The sequence below is a fragment of the Pectobacterium jejuense genome (assembly GCF_026800125.1).
Classification (GTDB): Bacteria; Pseudomonadota; Gammaproteobacteria; order Enterobacterales; family Enterobacteriaceae; genus Pectobacterium; species Pectobacterium jejuense.
The window spans coordinates 511,156-528,441 of record NZ_JAPQKX010000002.1 but is presented as its reverse complement, the minus strand read 5'-3'; the positions used below and the strand labels follow the sequence as shown (position 1 = coordinate 528,441).

Annotated in this window: 14 protein-coding genes; 11 read left to right on the top strand and 3 right to left on the bottom strand. The window is 49.5% G+C overall.

Annotated elements, in window-relative coordinates:
* Positions 1-15 precede the first annotated feature (15 nt).
* Positions 16-417, bottom strand: coding sequence for a hypothetical protein (locus NXT09_RS05860; RefSeq protein WP_205554474.1), 402 nt, complete (start codon positions 415-417; stop codon positions 16-18).
* A 426-nt stretch (positions 418-843) separates the two neighbouring features.
* On the opposite strand from NXT09_RS05860, the gene sufA reads away from it, so the two are divergent.
* The 7 genes from sufA to NXT09_RS05825 all read left to right on the top strand — a co-directional run bounded on the left by sufA (position 844) and on the right by NXT09_RS05825 (position 8,059).
* Positions 844-1,215: a Fe-S cluster assembly scaffold SufA gene (sufA, locus tag NXT09_RS05855; protein WP_005970398.1), complete on the top strand. Its 372-nt coding sequence runs from the start codon at positions 844-846 to the stop codon at positions 1,213-1,215.
* A gap of 13 nt (positions 1,216-1,228) precedes the next feature.
* Positions 1,229-2,728 (top strand): Fe-S cluster assembly protein SufB, encoded by a 1,500-nt coding sequence (sufB, locus tag NXT09_RS05850; RefSeq protein WP_010297791.1) that lies wholly within the window; start codon positions 1,229-1,231, stop codon positions 2,726-2,728.
* A 96-nt stretch (positions 2,729-2,824) separates the two neighbouring features.
* The gene (sufC, locus tag NXT09_RS05845) at positions 2,825-3,571 is read left to right on the top strand and encodes a Fe-S cluster assembly ATPase SufC (RefSeq protein WP_205554472.1); all 747 of its coding nucleotides are present in this window, start codon (positions 2,825-2,827) and stop codon (positions 3,569-3,571) included.
* Positions 3,546-4,889 (top strand): Fe-S cluster assembly protein SufD, encoded by a 1,344-nt coding sequence (sufD, locus tag NXT09_RS05840; RefSeq protein ID WP_268579119.1) that lies wholly within the window; start codon positions 3,546-3,548, stop codon positions 4,887-4,889. Before sufC ends, sufD begins: the two co-directional genes overlap by 26 nt.
* Positions 4,889-6,112, top strand: coding sequence for a cysteine desulfurase SufS (gene sufS, locus NXT09_RS05835; protein ID WP_268579197.1), 1,224 nt, complete (start codon positions 4,889-4,891; stop codon positions 6,110-6,112). Before sufD ends, sufS begins: the two co-directional genes overlap by 1 nt.
* 33 nt (positions 6,113-6,145) lie before the next feature.
* Positions 6,146-6,562, top strand: coding sequence for a cysteine desulfuration protein SufE (sufE, locus tag NXT09_RS05830; protein ID WP_103860441.1), 417 nt, complete (start codon positions 6,146-6,148; stop codon positions 6,560-6,562).
* Between the two features lie 474 nt (positions 6,563-7,036).
* Complete coding sequence (locus NXT09_RS05825) at positions 7,037-8,059, top strand: L,D-transpeptidase family protein (RefSeq protein ID WP_240585637.1); 1,023 nt, start codon at positions 7,037-7,039, stop codon at positions 8,057-8,059.
* A gap of 180 nt (positions 8,060-8,239) precedes the next feature.
* Here NXT09_RS05825 and NXT09_RS05820 read toward each other — a convergent pair whose 3' ends face one another.
* Together NXT09_RS05820 and pykF are read right to left on the bottom strand one after the other, a co-directional pair.
* Positions 8,240-8,476: a major outer membrane lipoprotein gene (locus NXT09_RS05820; RefSeq protein ID WP_005970385.1), complete on the bottom strand. Its 237-nt coding sequence runs from the start codon at positions 8,474-8,476 to the stop codon at positions 8,240-8,242.
* Positions 8,477-8,788: 312 nt separating this feature from the next.
* Entirely contained in the window at positions 8,789-10,201 is a 1,413-nt protein-coding gene (pykF, locus tag NXT09_RS05815) for a pyruvate kinase PykF (RefSeq protein WP_014915791.1), read from the bottom strand.
* Between the two features lie 642 nt (positions 10,202-10,843).
* Here pykF and licT point away from each other — a divergent pair.
* The 4 genes from licT (at position 10,844) to NXT09_RS05795 (ending at position 17,268) form a co-directional block, all read left to right on the top strand.
* Positions 10,844-11,707, top strand: coding sequence for a BglG family transcription antiterminator LicT (gene licT, locus NXT09_RS05810; protein WP_268579118.1), 864 nt, complete (start codon positions 10,844-10,846; stop codon positions 11,705-11,707).
* A 312-nt stretch (positions 11,708-12,019) separates the two neighbouring features.
* Positions 12,020-13,921 (top strand): PTS beta-glucoside transporter subunit IIABC, encoded by a 1,902-nt coding sequence (gene bglF / locus NXT09_RS05805; RefSeq protein WP_268579117.1) that lies wholly within the window; start codon positions 12,020-12,022, stop codon positions 13,919-13,921.
* A gap of 35 nt (positions 13,922-13,956) precedes the next feature.
* The gene (locus NXT09_RS05800; RefSeq protein ID WP_268579116.1) at positions 13,957-15,351 is read left to right on the top strand and encodes a glycoside hydrolase family 1 protein; all 1,395 of its coding nucleotides are present in this window, start codon (positions 13,957-13,959) and stop codon (positions 15,349-15,351) included.
* A gap of 276 nt (positions 15,352-15,627) precedes the next feature.
* Complete coding sequence (locus tag NXT09_RS05795; RefSeq protein ID WP_268579115.1) at positions 15,628-17,268, top strand: carbohydrate porin; 1,641 nt, start codon at positions 15,628-15,630, stop codon at positions 17,266-17,268.
* Positions 17,269-17,286: the final 18 nt, after the last annotated feature.

Here is a 17,286-nt window from a genome sequence, read left to right as displayed (position 1 = left end):
TGGTTTCGTTGCTCTTCAAGGGAGAAACGGCACACGCTTAACGAAGTCGGTCTGAAACGCGGTGGCTTTATCCCATGAGCCCTGCATGCTTAACTGATGGCAAATCGACTTCAGCGTGTTACGGGCAAAGTAGTAGCTTTGCACGCGAAACAGGTGGCAACGCCCTTCATTATTAATCTCTTTAATCAACCGATTGTGCAGCTTGACCAGCGCATGCAGATAGCTGTCGTCATCGCCATTTCTCAGACAGAGTTCAACCATGTCCATACAGGCGTTATGATAGCGACGTAAATGGTCAATATTGCTTCCCGAACGGTTCAGGCGAGCTTCCGCCATATAGAAATCAACGGTGGCATCGCGAATCTGAAATTTATATTCGTCAATTTGGTGGTGCAGCCAGGCATTCACGGAAAGCATGGTTATCGATCCTGAATATGAAATGATAATCATTATCATATTGTTAAAAAAGGACATGATCAATGGGTAAAATGTGCTTTAACGTCAAAAGTCCGATCGGAAATCACATAAATCTTCATATACCTTCCCTGTTTTACAAATAGGTATCGCCGATAAATGTTATAATAATGATAACGAGATGATAAATTTTACCTCCCCGAAAGGGACAGGGGTGATGTTATTAATTCATTTATTATCAGTTGGTTAGTTGATTTGTTGCCACGTTGTTTGGTGCGTCAGAGACGTGTAAAATAGCGCTATTGGCTCGCTAAAAACCGAAATGTTACGAATAGCCCTGCGAAACAAGAGGTTGAAGCTAGTTTCATTATCACTAACATTAGGGGAAACCAGCCTAAAACTGGTACCACACGCAATGAGGTATTCCATATGCAAGCGGAAAATGTAGGGACGTTTTCACTGGATGAAAATGTCTGGCAAGGATTGACGCTGACCGACAGCGCCGTGAAGCAGATTAAGAATCTGATGAAGCAGGATGAAGCCGTGCAGGGACTACGGCTCGGCGTTAAACAATCAGGCTGTGCGGGATTTGGCTATGTGCTGGATCTGGTACAGGAGTTCGAGACCGACGATCTGGTGTTCGAACGTGATGGTGCAAAACTGTATGTCCCATTGAAGGCGATGCCTTTCATTGACGGCACAGAACTTGATTTCGTCCGCGAAGGGCTGAATCAGATATTCAAGTTTAATAATCCCAGAGCGCAGCATGCTTGTGGATGTGGCGAAAGCTTTGGCATTTAAGTGATGAAAAATTATGGCACGTAGCACGGTAGATGTACCTGATGATGTCCAGATCTGGATGGGTGATGGACGCTATAAAGAAGGTTTCTTCACGCAGTTGGAAACCGATGAGCTGGCGCACGGCATCAACGAAGATGTCGTACGGGCGATCTCGGCGAAGCGTAACGAACCTGAGTGGATGCTGGAATTCCGTCTCAACGCCTACAAAGCGTGGCTGGAGATGGAAGAACCGCATTGGCTGAAAGCCCATTACGAGAAACTGGACTATCAGGACTATAGCTATTATTCCGCGCCTTCCTGCGGTAACTGCGACGACAGCTGCGGCTCTGAGCCCGGCGCCAAGCAGCAATCCGGGATTACGGACGTGAATAATTACCTGACCAGCGAAGTAGAGAATGCGTTTAATCAGCTGGGTGTTCCTGTCCGTGAAGGCAAGAAAGTGGCGGTCGATGCGATTTTCGACTCCGTCTCTGTTGCGACCACGTATCGGCATGAGCTGGCTGAAAAAGGCATTATCTTCTGCTCATTCAGCGAGGCGATTCAGGAGCATCCCGATCTGGTGCGTCAGTATCTCGGTACGGTCGTCCCAGCGAACGATAACTTCTTTGCGGCGCTGAACTCGGCGGTCGCCTCTGACGGCACGTTTGTGTACATCCCGAAAGGCGTGCGCTGCCCGATGGAACTGTCGACGTATTTCCGCATCAACGCGGCGAAAACCGGTCAGTTCGAGCGTACGATCCTGATCGCCGATGATGACAGCTACGTTAGCTACATCGAAGGCTGCTCCGCGCCGGTTCGTGACACCTACCAGCTGCACGCTGCGGTGGTGGAAGTCATCATCAACAAGAATGCCGAAGTGAAATACTCCACGGTGCAGAACTGGTTCTCCGGTAAAGATGACGCCGAAGGCGGTATTCTGAACTTCGTGACCAAGCGCGCGCTGTGTGCAGGCGAGCATTCAAAAATGTCATGGACGCAGTCAGAAACTGGCTCCGCGATCACCTGGAAATACCCGAGCGTTATTCTGCGCGGTGACTACTCCGTCGGCGAGTTCTTCTCTGTTGCGTTGACCAACGGTCGCCAGCAGGCCGATACCGGCACCAAGATGATCCACATCGGTAAAAACACCCGTTCGACCATCATCTCTAAAGGGATTTCCGCCGGACGCAGTGAGAACACCTACCGTGGTCTGGTGAAGATCATGCCGAGCGCGACCAACGCCCGTAACTTCACCCAGTGTGACTCTATGCTGATCGGCAGCGAGTGCGGCGCACACACCTTCCCATACGTGGAAGTGCGCAACAATACCGCGCAGCTGGAGCACGAAGCGACGACCTCGAAAATTGGTGAAGACCAGCTGTTCTACTGTCTGCAACGCGGTATCAGCGAAGATGACGCCATCTCGATGATCGTGAACGGATTCTGTAAGGACGTCTTCTCTGAATTGCCGTTGGAATTTGCGGTAGAAGCACAAAAGTTACTGGCGATTAGCCTGGAACACAGCGTGGGTTAATTCGGCGGTTACCGGGATTTTCACAGAGAATAATGAGAATCATCGGTCCCGGAATTCATTAAGCGCTCGCCACATTGGGCGTTGGAAGGAATAAGCATGTTAAGCATCGAAAATTTAAAAGTCAGCGTAGAAGGCAAAGAGATCATCAAAGGGCTTAATCTCACCATTAAGCCGGGTGAAGTTCACGCGATTATGGGCCCGAATGGCTCAGGAAAAAGTACGCTCTCCGCGACGCTGGCTGGACGCGAAGAATATGAAGTGACCGACGGTTCGGTGAACTTCAAAGGGAAAGATCTGCTGGAATTGTCCCCAGAAGATCGTGCGGGCGAAGGCGTCTTTATGGCGTTCCAGTACCCTGTCGAGATCCCCGGCGTTAGCAACCAATTCTTCCTGCAAACCTCCGTTAACGCGGTGCGCAAATACCGCGAGCAGGAACCGCTGGATCGCTTTGACTTCGCCGACTTTATCGAAGAAAAGATCGCGCTGTTGAATATGCCAGAAGATTTGCTGACCCGTTCGGTCAACGTGGGCTTTTCCGGCGGTGAGAAGAAGCGTAACGACATTCTGCAGATGGCGGCGCTGGAGCCAGATCTGTGCATTCTGGATGAAACCGACTCCGGTCTGGACATCGATGCACTGAAAATCGTCTCTAACGGCGTCAACTCCCTACGCGACGGCAAACGTTCGTTCATCATCGTCACGCACTACCAGCGTATTCTTGATTACATCAAACCGGATCACGTCCACGTTCTGTATCAGGGTCGTATTGTGAAATCCGGTGATTTCTCGCTGGTGAAACAGTTGGAGGAGCAAGGCTATGGCTGGCTTACCGACGAGCAATAAGACGAGCGATAATGCGACGGGTAAAACCAGCATCGCACAGAAACAAGAGCAGGCGCTGCAGCAATGGCATAGTCTGTTTGAACGCGATGCGTCGCGCCGTTCTGAAGGGGCGAACCAGCACTGGCAGGACGTGGTGCGCCTTGGCTTACCGCACCGTAAGCACGAGCACTGGAAATATACGCCGCTGGATGGCTTGCTGAGCAACGAATTTGTCGCACCCCAGGCACCGTCTCTCGATCGTGCAGCGGTAGACGCCTTGGCCTTAGCCGTAGATAGCTGGCGTCTGGTGTTTGTCGATGGCGTATTCAACGCCGAACTCAGCGACAGCGCCTGGGGCCCTTATCAGGTTGACGTACAGGCGTCGCGTGCGCATGGCGTGCTGCCTGCGGCCATCCAGTCCGAAGTGTTCCTGCACCTGACCGAAAGTCTGGCTAGCACCAGTACGCTGATTCGTCTGGCTGCCGGGCAGCAGGCGGAAAAACCGCTTTACCTGTTGCACATTAGCAGCAGTCAGGAAGCCGCGTTGAACACGGTTCACCATCGTCATCACCTGAACGTTGAACGTGGCGCGAGTGCGGAAATTATCGAGCACTACGTCAGTCTGGATGAGCATGCGCACTTTACTGGCGCACGCCTGACGGTGAATGCGGCGGAAAATAGCCAGGTTAGCCACTATAAGCTGGCCTTTGAAGCGGCGGCAGGCTACCACTTCGCGCACAACGATCTGGTGCTGGCACGTGATGCTCGGGTTCGTAGCCACAGCTTCTTGCTGGGTGCGGGTCTGACGCGTCATAACACCAGCGCGCAGTTGAACGGCGAAGGCACTAATCTGTCCATGAACAGCCTGATCCTGCCGGTTGGTAGCGAAGTGTGCGATACGCGCACGTATCTGGAACACAATCAGGGCTATGGCGAAAGCCGCCAGTTGCATAAAGTCATCGTCAACGATCGCGCCAGAGCGGTGTTTAACGGCATGATCAAAGTTGCGCCGCATGCGCTGAAAACTGACGGACAGATGACTAACAATAACCTGCTGCTGGGTCGACTGGCTGAGGTTGATACCAAGCCGCAGTTGGAAATCTACGCAGACGACGTGAAATGCAGCCACGGCGCTACCATCGGTCGTATGGACGAAGAGCAGCTGTTCTATCTGCGTTCTCGTGGTATTACGCAGCAGGATGCGCAACAGATGATCATCTTCGCCTTTGCGGCGGAAGTCACAGAAGCGATTGAAAACGAGTCTCTGCGAGATGTGGTTCTGGAACGTATCGCGCAGCGTTTGCCAAACGCGCTGGCGAATGCCGGCAAGGCGGTATGATGAGTTATCCTATTGAACGGGTTCGTGCCGATTTCCCGTTGCTGGCAAGTGAGGTTAACGGTCAGCCGTTAGCCTATCTTGATAGCGCCGCGAGTGCGCAAAAACCGCACGCGGTTATCGATCGCGAAGCCGAATTCTATCGCCATGAATATGCCGCAGTGCATCGCGGTATTCACACGCTGAGCGCACAGGCGACCAGCGCGATGGAAGCCGTTCGCGAGAAGGTCGCCTCCTTTATCAATGCGGCCTCAGTGGAAGAGATCGTTTTTGTCCGCGGGACGACAGAGGCCATCAATCTGGTGGCTAACAGCTATGGCCGCACCTTTATCCAGCCGGGCGACAACCTGATCATCACCGAGATGGAACACCATGCGAATATCGTTCCCTGGCAGATGCTGGCGGAAGCGCGTGGCGCTGAGGTTCGCGTATTGCCGCTGGCCGAAGATGGCTCGCTGGATGTCGCAAAGCTTCCCGGCTTGTTGGACGAGCGTACTCGCCTGCTGGCGGTGACGCAGATCTCTAACGTACTCGGTGCCCTAAACCCAGTTAAGGCCATGATCGCACAGGCAAAAGCGGCTGGCGCGGTTACGTTGGTCGATGGTGCGCAGTCGATTATGCATCAGACGGTCGATGTGCAGGATCTGGACTGTGATTTCTTTGTCTTTTCAGGACATAAAATCTACGGCCCTTCGGGTATTGGCGTGCTGTATGGCAAACGTGACCTGCTTCAGGCCATGCCGCCATGGGAAGGCGGCGGGGCGATGATTCGTCAGGTTAGCCTGCGTACGGGCACCACCTATGCTGACTCGCCGTGGCGCTTTGAAGCCGGTTCGCCGAATACGGGCGGCATCATGGGCTTAGGCGCCGCACTGGACTATGTGACGTCGCTGGGGCGTGAAGAGATTCAGCGTTATGAATCCTCTCTGATGCAGTATGCGCTCGAAGCGCTCACGCAGGTGTCCGATTTGACGCTATACGGGCCTGCTGAACGCCACGGTGTGATTGCGTTTAATCTTGGGCAGCACCACGCCTATGACGTTGGAAGTTTCCTCGATCGGTACGGTATTGCGATTCGCACCGGCCACCATTGCGCGATGCCGCTGATGGAATACTACGGTGTTCCGAGTATGTGCCGCGCTTCGCTGGCCGTTTATACTACACGCGAAGAAATTGACCGGCTGGTTGCCGGATTGCAACGTATCCATCGATTGCTGGGCAGTTAAGCGCCGCGCGCGGATCTGTTCGGGGAGGAAAACATGGCGAGTCTGCCAGAACCGCAGAAACTGGCGCGCAACTTTGCGCGCTGTAATGATTGGGAAGAAAAATATCTTTATGTCATCGAGTTAGGGGAGCGTCTTGACCCTCTGCCCGACGAGTGGCGTAATCCAGATAACCTGATTTCGGGGTGCCAAAGCCAGGTTTGGATTGTGACCCAGCCCGATGAACAGGGCATTATCACCCTACACGGCGACAGCGATGCCGCCATCGTGAAAGGGCTGATTGCGGTGGTTTTCAGTCTGTATCAGGGGCTGACAGCGCAGGAGATTGTTGAACTAGATGTGCGGCCATTCTTCGAATCGCTGGCGTTGAATCAACACCTGACGCCATCCCGCTCTCAGGGGCTTGAGGCGATGCTGCGCGCGATTCGTGCGCACGCCGCCGCACTGCTTTAATTTTCTTCCCTGTTTTCTGCTTTCCTGAAGTATAAAAAAGCGCTGTGACGGAAAAAACGTCCAGCGCTTTTTTGTTTTTTCATTTACTGATTTTTACCAACGGCAGGTTATTGTTTTTTGGCAGATTTATTAACTCGCTGATATTTCAGAATTCGTCCCGTATATTTATTTCCCATTAAATTTTATGCTGGCTCTGCTTTGTAAAGAATTGAATATCAATGCTTTGATTTTTAAATAAAATATTCTTTTGTTACAACAATGCTAATATATACCCACGCTCGGTGGAAAGGGGCAACAATAGCCGCATTGACACCAGATATCCCTGAACCATTCAGGTTGCAGAAACGCGAATGCACAGGCAGCTTGAGGTATGACGGGGTAAACGGGTATAGCCAGCCGGATACTGCATTCTGGGTACAGAACCGGATGTTGTTGATAAATTACTTATGTTAGTTGTGATGTAGGGAACCTAATATGAAACGCGCGTTAACTTTACTTGGTATGGCCTTCGCGGCATACCTGGCCAGCACCGCTGCTAAAGCGACGGAATACCCGCTACCGCCACCCAATAGCCGCCTTATCGGCGAAAATATCGCTTATACGGTCCCCAATGATGGTCGTCCGCTGGAAGCTATCGCTTCGGATTTCAAGATTGGTCTGTTGGGCATGATGGAAGCGAATCCCGGCGTGGATCCTTACCTGCCGACAGCGGGTTCCACCCTCACGATCCCAACGCAAATGCTGCTGCCGGATACCCCGCGTGAAGGCATTGTGGTCAATCTGGCGGAGCTGCGCCTCTACTACTACCCGAAAGGGAAAAATACCGTCATCGTTTACCCGATCGGTATTGGTCAACTGGGGCGCAATACACCACTGATGACGACCAGCGTAAGCGAGAAGCGTGAAAATCCGACCTGGACGCCAACGGCGAACATCCGTAAGCATTATCTCGAAGAGCAGGGCATTAAACTGCCTGCCGTCGTTCCGGCTGGCCCGGATAACCCGATGGGGTTACATGCGCTGCGTCTGTCCGCACACGGCGGTGTTTATCTGCTGCACGGTACAAACGCGGACTTCGGTATCGGTATGCGCGTAAGCTCCGGCTGTATCCGTCTGCGCCCGGATGACATTAAGGCGTTGTTCGACAACGTGCCAGTTGGTACGCGAGTGCAGATTGTTAACGATGCGATTAAAACGTCCGTTGAACCAGACGGCAAACGCTACGTTGAAGTACATCAACCTCTGTCGAAAACCGATAAGGACGATCCACAAACCATGCCGATTGCGCTGACAGCGAAGACGCAGAAGTTTGTTAAGGATGCGGAGACGGACAGCAAAGCCGTTGCTGATGCCATTGTGCGTCGTTCAGGCATGCCAATCGTGGTGAGCGTAGGACAAGACATCAATACCTACCAGCCACCTGTAGAATCGGCTCCAGAAGCGCCTGAAACGCATCAGGTTGCGCCGATCACGGCGATCAGCACCACTGCTCGGTAATACGGAAATAAATCGGCCAGATGCGTTTAGGCGCATCTGTGCTGTCCCCAGATATAGGGCAGAAGGATGAAGATACCTGACAAAGCGAAAAAGGGATTGGAAGAGCACGCTGAAAAGGTAAAACGCAGGCAAAAAAAATGGCGCACAGTGTGCGCCATTTTCACTACTTAACCAGTTCGATTACTTTTTGTAAGTACGAACTTGGTTGTCCAGACGCTGGTTAGCACGAGCTGCGTCATCTTTAGCAGCTTGTACGTCAGAGCGGATTGCGTTCACGTCGTTGCTCAGTTGGTCAACTTTAGCGTTCAGAGTCTGAACGTCAGAAGACAGCTGATCAATTTTAGCGTTGCTTGAACAACCAGCAAGCAGAGTAGAACCCAGGATTACCGCGCCCAGTACCAGTTTAGTACGATTCATTATTAATACCCTCTAGATTGAGTTAATCTCCATGTAGCGTTACAAGTATTACACAAACTTTTTTCTAATGAGAATAAATTTTTGATGAGAACATGCTTAATTTTGATCGTTCGCTCAAAGAAACAGCGAGTTTTACATATTCATTAAAAAAGTAAGGAAAACAGTGCTATTTTTATCGGATAACTCTGAGGCTTTAGGCTATTAAATGACGTGTTACACAGACGCATTAATTAGGTTATCGCACTGTAGAAAGTCGTTTCAGAATATAAAAAAGCGCCATTAAGGCGCTTTTTACCGATCTGATCGTTGTGATTAGAGACGGTGTACGGAAGCGGTATTGGTTGTGCCGCTGGAAACCAGTGCACCAGACACCATAACCACAACATCGCCAGCTTGCGCGTGGCCGCTGTTCAGCGCGGCTTCTTTACCGATACGGTAGAAATCATCAGTAGAAGCGATTTCCTTCACCAGCAGCGTATCAATGCCTTTGCTCAGTAGCAGCTGACGAGCAGTAACGTCGTTAGTCGTCAGCGCCAGAATGCGAGCGTTCGGGAAGTATTTACGGATAGATTTGGCAGATTTACCGCCGCTGGTCGCAACCACAATCAGTGGCGCATCCAGTTTCTCTGCAGTTTCTACTGCACCACGGCAGACAGCCTCGGTGATACGCAGAACCGGGGGAGTCTTAATGGTATCCAGACGGCTTTTCATCACGGAATCGGTACGCTGACAGATCGTCGCCATGATGGTAACGGATTCCAACGGGTATTTACCTTTCGCACTTTCACCAGACAGCATCACGGCATCGGTACCGTCGATGATGGCGTTCGCCACGTCGCCAGCTTCAGCACGGGTAGGGCGTGGGTTTTTGATCATGGAATCCAGCATTTGCGTCGCGGTGATCACCACTTTGCGTGCCAGGTTACATTTCTCAATCATCATTTTCTGCGCGAAGATCACTTCTTCAACCGGGATTTCAACACCCAGGTCACCACGAGCAACCATGATGCCGTCGGATGCTTCCAGGATTTCGTCGAAGTTGTTCAGACCTTCCTGGTTTTCGATCTTGGAGATGATCTGGATGTGCTCGCCGCCGTGTGCTTTCAGGTGAGCACGGATCTCTTCAACGTCAGAACGTTTACGGATAAAAGATGCTGCAACGAAATCGACGCCTTGCTCGCAACCGAAAATCAGATCGCGTTTGTCTTTTTCGGCCAGAGCAGGCAGTTGGATGGAAACGCCAGGCAGGTTGACACCTTTATTCTCGCCCAGATCGCCATTGTTCAGCACTTTACAAACAACGTCGTTACCGTTGATTGCCGTCACCTGCATACCGATCAAGCCGTCATCAACCAGAACGGTGTTACCAACGCTGAGGTCTTCGGTAAATCCAGCGTAGGTGACTGCGACGCGATCTTTGTTGCCCACGATGCTCTGATCGGTAGTGAACGTGAACGTTTGACCTGCGGTTAGCGTGACGTCCGCGCCGTTTTCCAGCTTCATGGTGCGGATTTCAGGGCCTTTGGTGTCAAGCAGGATAGCGGCTTTCTTGCCGGTTTTTTCCATTACGGCACGCAGGTTCTTGATGCGTTGACCGTGTTCTGCGTAATCCCCGTGAGAGAAATTCAGGCGCATAACATTCATGCCAGCAGACAGCAGGTTGCCAAGCATTTCTTCTGACTCTGTTTTCGGCCCGATGGTACAAACAATTTTTGTCTTTTTCATAAGATAGTTTCTGCAAGTTGTGATGGATAAAAAAACGAGTGAACCAGTGGCGATGCAAGACAGGCCGCTGGAAAGAATGTGTGAGGGAACAGTATAGGAGGTAAGTATAGATGGTCGTCGTGAATGGGTGATGAAATGCACAGCCGCTCGTCGCATGAGATTAGCGGGATTCGCGTTGGCGATGCCGTTGATAATGATGTTATTGATAGTGGCACGTTGTTTAGCTGAAACCATTCAATTGAAACGACGTTCCGTATTATAGTTATTAAGCGACGAGAAACAAGGTGGTAAAAGGGATGAAATTGAATATTTTGTCGTGTTTACGCAAAAAACTGATCGATTTGGTGTTTTTACCTAACTTTGTTGCGCAACTGCCTAACAAATCCGCTGTAAGAATACGGAATGACGGCGAACGAGAGCAAGTGGTTGATTCTTGTAACCGCGGGCAATAAATAAAGAAAACACGTGTAAGCGCCATGTTTTTCTGTCGATCCGTATCACGTTTTTGTGTCATGCTTCTTGAGAAGATAAATGCAGGTGGTAGTTTACCTGCCATTGCGGATTGTTACTGCGTTAGCAGGCAAAACCAGATGCTCGTTCTTGCTACGGGTGTCTGGTTTTTTTGTTTCCAGGGTTTGAAAAATGAAGATTGCCAAAATACTCAACAATAATGTCGTTACCGTAATCGACGAAAACAATAATGAGTCGGTTGTAATGGGACGCGGGCTGGGCTTCAAAAAGCACTCTGGCGATCTGCTGGACGAAACGCTGATTGAACGTGTGTTTGTGATGAAATCCGGCGAGTTGACATCGCGCTTGCAGGAGTTGCTGTCAGAGATCCCGATGGATGTCATCACGACGGCAGACAAGATCATTCTGCTGGCAAAAGACCGTTTGCCCGGCAAACTGCAAAACAGCGTGTATATCTCTTTAACGGATCACTGTCACTTTGCGATAGAGCGCCACAAGCAAGGGGTGGATATCCGTAATGTGCTGCTATGGGAAATAAAGCGCCTGTATCCAAAGGAATTCGCTGTTGGTCTGGAAGCGCTGGATATTATTGAGCAGCGTCTTGCCGTGCGGTTACCGGAAGATGAAGCGGGGTTTATTGCGCTGCATTTGGTGAATGCGCAGCTTGACAGCGAAATGCCAGAAGTCTTGCAGATTACCAAGATCATGCAGGAAATACTGAATATTGTAAAATATCAGCTGAGTCTGGATTATAACGAACAGGCGTTAAGCTATCATCGCTTTGTGACGCATTTGAAGTTTTTTGCGCAGCGGCTAATAGGAAAAAGCACGGTATTTAGTGATGATGAATCATTACATGATGTCGTGAAGGAAAGATATCAATTGTCTTATCGTTGTGCGGAAAAAATACAGATTCATATTATTCAAAAGTATCAGTATACGTTAACGAAAGAAGAGTTGATGTTCTTAACGATTCATATTGAACGCGTACGGACAGAAGGTCAGGATAAAATAGAACCCGGTGATGGAGAATAATTTCTGCTAATTTGCTTTTCGTCACAAAATAACAGTATGACAAGATAAATGTCCTTGCATACGGTGAAAGTGAAAGCATAGATTAGGTGGAAAGCAAATTATCAGATGAAGTTGGTTTTATTGTCGGCGCAGTAATCACGCTGACAAACAAGCAGGATTGTTACTGTCAGGCTAGTCTAGGCCGGCAGGCAAAACCTAAATCGTTTTCTCAATGCTTATTGGGAAAAGCGATTTAGGTTTTTTTTTGTCTCAAACAGAGCTGGCAATCTTAAATTATTGATATTTAAGTCTGTTTAGTATTAAGGATAGACGATGGAATACAAAGCATTAGCAACAGAGATACTCGATGGTGTCGGCGGACGTGGCAACATCATTAGCGTGATGCACTGCGCAACCCGATTACGCTTTAAACTAAAAGACAACAAAAAAGCGGATGCCGCTGCGCTGAAAAGTAATTCAGGCGTGATCATGGTGGTTGAAAGTGGCGGACAATTTCAGGTCGTCGTCGGCAATCATGTCAGTGACGTCTATCGTAGTTTACAGAATGTTTCTGGATTGACGGATCAGGCTGACTCCTCAGGTAATGAAGACGGCGATGAGAAGAAAGATAATATCCTTTCCCGCTTTATCGATATTATATCTGGCATATTTACGCCATTAATTGGTGTCATGGTTGCTTCCGGTATTTTAAAGGGATTCTTAGCGCTGAGTTTAGTGTGTGGCTGGATGGTTGAAACCAGCGGAACCTATAAAGTTCTGTTTGCAGCAAGCGATGCATTATTCTTTTTCTTCCCCGTGGTGTTAGGCTATACCGCAGGGAAGAAGTTTGGTGGAAATCCATTCGTTTCCATGGTAATTGGTGCCACGCTGGTGCATCCATCCATGATTGCTGAATTTGGCGCTATGCAGAATGCAAATTATCAGCCGCTTTATTTCCTCGGCATTCCGATTACATTTATTAATTATGCTTCTTCCGTTATTCCCATTATTTTCTCGGCCTGGCTCTCCTCACGTCTGGAAAAGCCACTGAATGCGATATTGCACATCAACATCCGCAATTTCTTCACGCCGTTACTGTGCCTCTGTATTACGGTCCCCGTTACGTTCCTGCTGATTGGGCCGGCGGCAACCTGGCTTGGGCATATGCTGGCCGGCGGCTACCAGCTGATCTACGGGCTGAACTCCACGATTGCGAGCGCACTGATGGGCGCGCTGTGGCAGGTGTTTGTGATTTTTGGTCTGCACTGGGGCTTAACACCGCTGATGATCAACAACCTCAGCGTGCTGGGACACGACACTATGCTGCCGTTGCTGATTCCTGCGGTGTTAGGGCAGGCAGGCGCGGTGCTGGGTGTGTTGTTGCGTACCCGTGATATGAAGTTGAAAGGGATTTCTGGTTCGGCATTCTCGGCAGCAATCTTTGGTATTACCGAACCCGCAGTGTATGGCGTCACGCTGCCGCTGAAGCGTCCTTTCATCTTTGGCTGTTTAGGCGGCGCTATCGGTGCCGGTGTTCTGGGATATTTCAACACCACGATTTACTCCTTCGGCTTCCCAAGCATCTTCACTTTTACTCAGGTTATCCCGCCGACCGGTGTCGATAACACGGTCTGGGCTGCGATCATTGGTACTGCCATTGCCTTTACCTTCGCGGCTGTGACGACCTGGGCGTTCGGGATTCCCGCGCAAGAAAAAACGACAGAAGTAAATGCGCCTGCGACAGCACCACAAGCCACAGAGCGTCAGAGTGATGATACGCGCAAGCAAGAGATAAACAGCCCGATCGAAGGTACGGTTCTGCCACTTGAACAAGTCGGCGATGAAACGTTTGCCAGTGGCTTAATGGGAAAAGGGATTGCGATTAAACCGCTGGCCGGGCGCGTGGTTTCCCCGGTGAACGGTACGGTTGCCTCGCTGTTCAAGACCAACCATGCGATTGGACTCGAATCGGAAGAGGGGGCCGAGGTGCTCATTCACGTTGGTATCGATACGGTGAAATTGGATGGTCAGTATTTCACTGCACACATTAAGACTGGCGATGTCGTGAAGCAGGGCGATCTTCTGGTGGAGTTTGATTATCAGGCGATTGAGAAAGCCGGCTATGACACGACAACGCCCGTCATTATCACCAATAGCGAAGATTACGTTGATGTTCTGCCTACCGCCGGAAGCGCCGTGCAGGAACAGGGCGCTTTGCTGACGTTAATCCGCTGACATTGACATTTACGACCCAATTGGGAGGAGAAAAGATGAGCCATCAGTTTCCGAAAGAATTCTTGTGGGGCGGCGCGATCGCTGCCAATCAGGTTGAAGGTGCGTATTTAACGGACGGCAAAGGATTATCAACGTCCGATTTACAGCCACAGGGTATTTTTGGCGAGATCGTCACGCGTACGCCGGGCGACAGCGGAATCAAAGACACCGCGATCGATTTTTATCACCGCTATCCCGAAGATATCGCGCTCTTTGCTGAAATGGGCTTCAAATGTCTGAGAATCTCCATTGCCTGGACGCGTATTTTCCCGCAGGGCGATGAAACCCAGCCGAATGAGGCAGGGCTGGCATTTTACGATCGTCTGTTGGATGAGATGGCAAAGTATGGCATTCAACCGCTGGTGACGCTGTCCCACTATGAAATGCCGTACGGTCTGGTGAAAAATTACGGTGGCTGGGGAAGCCGTGAAACGATTACGTTCTTCGAGCGTTACGCTCGCACGGTATTCCAGCGCTATAAAGACAAAGTGAAATATTGGCTGACGTTCAACGAAATTAACTGTGCGCTGCACGCACCATTTACAGGCATTGGTTTACCTACCGAGAGTAGTAAGCAGGATATTTATCAGGCGATTCATCACCAGCTCGTGGCAAGTGCTAAAGCGGTGAAGGCGTGTCATGACATCATCCCTGATGCCAAAATCGGCAATATGATGTTGGGTTCCATGTTCTATCCATTAACCTGCAAGCCTGCGGATGTCATGGAAACGATGCAGCAGAACCGCGATTGGCTGTTCTTCGGTGATGTCCAAGCCCGAGGATACTACCCGGCGTACATGAAGCGTTTCTTTGCACAGCACGGTATTACGCTGACGGTAACGGAAGACGATCGCCAGTCGCTGAAAGAAACCATCGATTTCATTTCTTTCAGCTATTACATGACGGGCTGTGTGACCACGGATGAAGAAGCGAACCTGAAAGCCCGCGGCAATATTTTGAATATGGTGCCGAATCCGCATTTGGAAAGCTCCGAGTGGGGCTGGCAGATCGACCCGGAAGGGCTGCGCTACTTGCTGAACTATCTGTATGACCGTTACCAGAAACCGCTGTTCATTGTGGAAAACGGTTTAGGTGCCAAAGATAAACTTGAAAGCGATGGCAGCATTAACGATGACTATCGCATCCAATACCTGAACGATCACCTGTATCAAGTAGGTGAAGCGTTGGAAGATGGCGTTGAAGTTATGGGTTATACCTGCTGGGGGCCTATCGATCTGGTGAGTGCGTCAAAAGCCGAAATGTCGAAACGCTACGGCTTCATTTATGTCGATCGTGATGACGAAGGGAACGGCACGTTAGAACGTCGACGTAAGAAAAGTTTCTACTGGTATAAAGAGGTTATTTCCTCTAATGGTGAAACGTTGAAATAAACCATCGCATCGATGAGTCATTTACGCATTCATTCTCAGAGAAATAAGATCTGGAATGAATGCGAACTCTATTTTTTTACTATCCATGGGAAAGATGGCAGGGGAATAAGATGAAACGGGAGGGAATGGACTAGCCATTAAATCATATAAACGGTCATGTGGGTTTTACAAAAAATTTTATAAATAGGCGGACTTGCGGCTAGCGTCGCGAGGGGGTTGTCTCAACTTAAAACCGCTGTTTCCAATGTTAAAATGTACCCTACTCGGATAATAATCATGCGTAAAAAATTCCCTGTAAAGATGATGGTATTACTGATGTCTTCAGTGTTTTTGTCTAATGGTGCTATGGCCGCAAAATTGACCGTAGAAGAAAGACTGGAACTCTTGGAGAAAGAACTGGCGGCAAATAAAGCCGAATTGCAGTCAACGAAAAAAGAGTTTCGTGAATATAAGACGAACGCAGAAAATAAAGCACGTCTTGCAGCAAACTCTGCGGCAAAAGATAAACCGCTGGTTGTTGCTTCTTCTGGCACGTCATCGGTTAATCAAGTGGTTCTTTCGCCTGTTGTCCAACCCGCTACAAATACGACTGATGCCGCGACAAGTGCACAACAGAAGCCATTAACGTTAGCTGAAGTGAGTAAGTTCGTTAAGGATGATATTGGCTTTAGCTATACGGGGTATTTCCGTTCGGGATGGGCAACGGCCGATCATGGCGCACCAAAATCGTATGCGATTGGTTCATTAGGGCGTTTTGGTAATGAGCACAGTGGTTGGTTCGATCTCATACTGAGCCAAAAAGTTTATGCAGAAGGGAATAAACGTGTCGACGCCGTCATCCAATTGGATGGTAACGTGGGTATGCAGTACAACAGCGCTTGGTTTGGCGAAGACGCCGATAATGAAAATAAACTGCAATTCTCCCAGATGTACGTCAATACAAAAGGGTTCTTACCATTCGCCCCAGAGGCTGATTTTTGGGTAGGTAAAAATACCCTGCCAGTCTATGAGATTCAGATGCTGGACTGGAAAAGCCACCGTTCAGAAGCGGCGGGCGGTGTCGGTATTGAGAACTGGCAGTTGGGCATGGGTAAGCTTGATGTCTCTTTGAACCGTGAAGACGTTAACGCGCGGCGATTCGTATATAATGACCCGAAAAAAGATAAAAATCAGGTCAATACCAATGCGGTTGATATACGCTATAAGGGTATTCCGCTGTGGGATGATGCAACATTGTCTTTGATTGGTAAATATGCGCAAGCCAATAAGAGCAATGTGCAGAATAATAATGAAATCGATGGTTTATCGTATAAAATGAAAGATGCCTGGACCGCTGGTGTCATTTTACGCCAAGGATTATATAACGGTGGATTTAATGAATTCACCGTTCAAGGCGCGAGTAATTCTATTGCCAGCGGTTTTGCTAATATATCTGATGCTAACCCGACGTATAGCCGTAATGGTGACTACTATGGCAATCATTCAGGTAATGCCTTCCGCGCGATCTCGCAAGGAGAAATGTACCTGCGTGATGATGTCATTATGGCGAATGCGCTGGTTTATTCACAAGGTAATGACATATACAGCTATGACACGGGAGCGAATACCGATTTCAACAGCATCCGTGCGGTATTACGCCCTGCTTATATTTGGGATAAATTTAACCAGACTGGGGTCGAATTGGCGTATTTTAACCAAACCAATAAGGCCAATGGTGTGAATTATCACGAGTCAGGTTATAAAACCACGCTGTACCATGCACTTAAAGTTGACACGAGTATCTTGAATTCCCGTCCAGAGATTCGGTTCTATGGTTCTTACCTGAAAATTGAAGATAACGATATCAGCAAGGCCACCTTTAACGACAGTAAGAGCGAGCAATTCTCCGTGGGTGTTCAAGCGGAAGTTTGGTGGTAATTGCTGTCACCACATCGG

Excerpts from the sequence above, each read along its gene's own strand:
- NXT09_RS05860 (WP_205554474.1), bottom strand. The coding sequence starts at position 417 with ATGCTTTCCGTGAATGCCTGGCTGCACCACCAAATTGACGAATATAAA.
- sufA (WP_005970398.1), top strand. The coding sequence starts at position 844 with ATGCAAGCGGAAAATGTAGGGACGTTTTCACTGGATGAAAATGTCTGG.
- sufB (WP_010297791.1), top strand. The coding sequence starts at position 1,229 with ATGGCACGTAGCACGGTAGATGTACCTGATGATGTCCAGATCTGGATG.
- sufC (WP_205554472.1), top strand. The coding sequence starts at position 2,825 with ATGTTAAGCATCGAAAATTTAAAAGTCAGCGTAGAAGGCAAAGAGATC.
- sufD (WP_268579119.1), top strand. The coding sequence starts at position 3,546 with ATGGCTGGCTTACCGACGAGCAATAAGACGAGCGATAATGCGACGGGT.
- sufS (WP_268579197.1), top strand. The coding sequence starts at position 4,889 with ATGAGTTATCCTATTGAACGGGTTCGTGCCGATTTCCCGTTGCTGGCA.
- sufE (WP_103860441.1), top strand. The coding sequence starts at position 6,146 with ATGGCGAGTCTGCCAGAACCGCAGAAACTGGCGCGCAACTTTGCGCGC.
- NXT09_RS05825 (WP_240585637.1), top strand. The coding sequence starts at position 7,037 with ATGAAACGCGCGTTAACTTTACTTGGTATGGCCTTCGCGGCATACCTG.
- NXT09_RS05820 (WP_005970385.1), bottom strand. The coding sequence starts at position 8,476 with ATGAATCGTACTAAACTGGTACTGGGCGCGGTAATCCTGGGTTCTACT.
- pykF (WP_014915791.1), bottom strand. The coding sequence starts at position 10,201 with ATGAAAAAGACAAAAATTGTTTGTACCATCGGGCCGAAAACAGAGTCA.
- licT (WP_268579118.1), top strand. The coding sequence starts at position 10,844 with ATGAAGATTGCCAAAATACTCAACAATAATGTCGTTACCGTAATCGAC.
- bglF (WP_268579117.1), top strand. The coding sequence starts at position 12,020 with ATGGAATACAAAGCATTAGCAACAGAGATACTCGATGGTGTCGGCGGA.
- NXT09_RS05800 (WP_268579116.1), top strand. The coding sequence starts at position 13,957 with ATGAGCCATCAGTTTCCGAAAGAATTCTTGTGGGGCGGCGCGATCGCT.
- NXT09_RS05795 (WP_268579115.1), top strand. The coding sequence starts at position 15,628 with ATGCGTAAAAAATTCCCTGTAAAGATGATGGTATTACTGATGTCTTCA.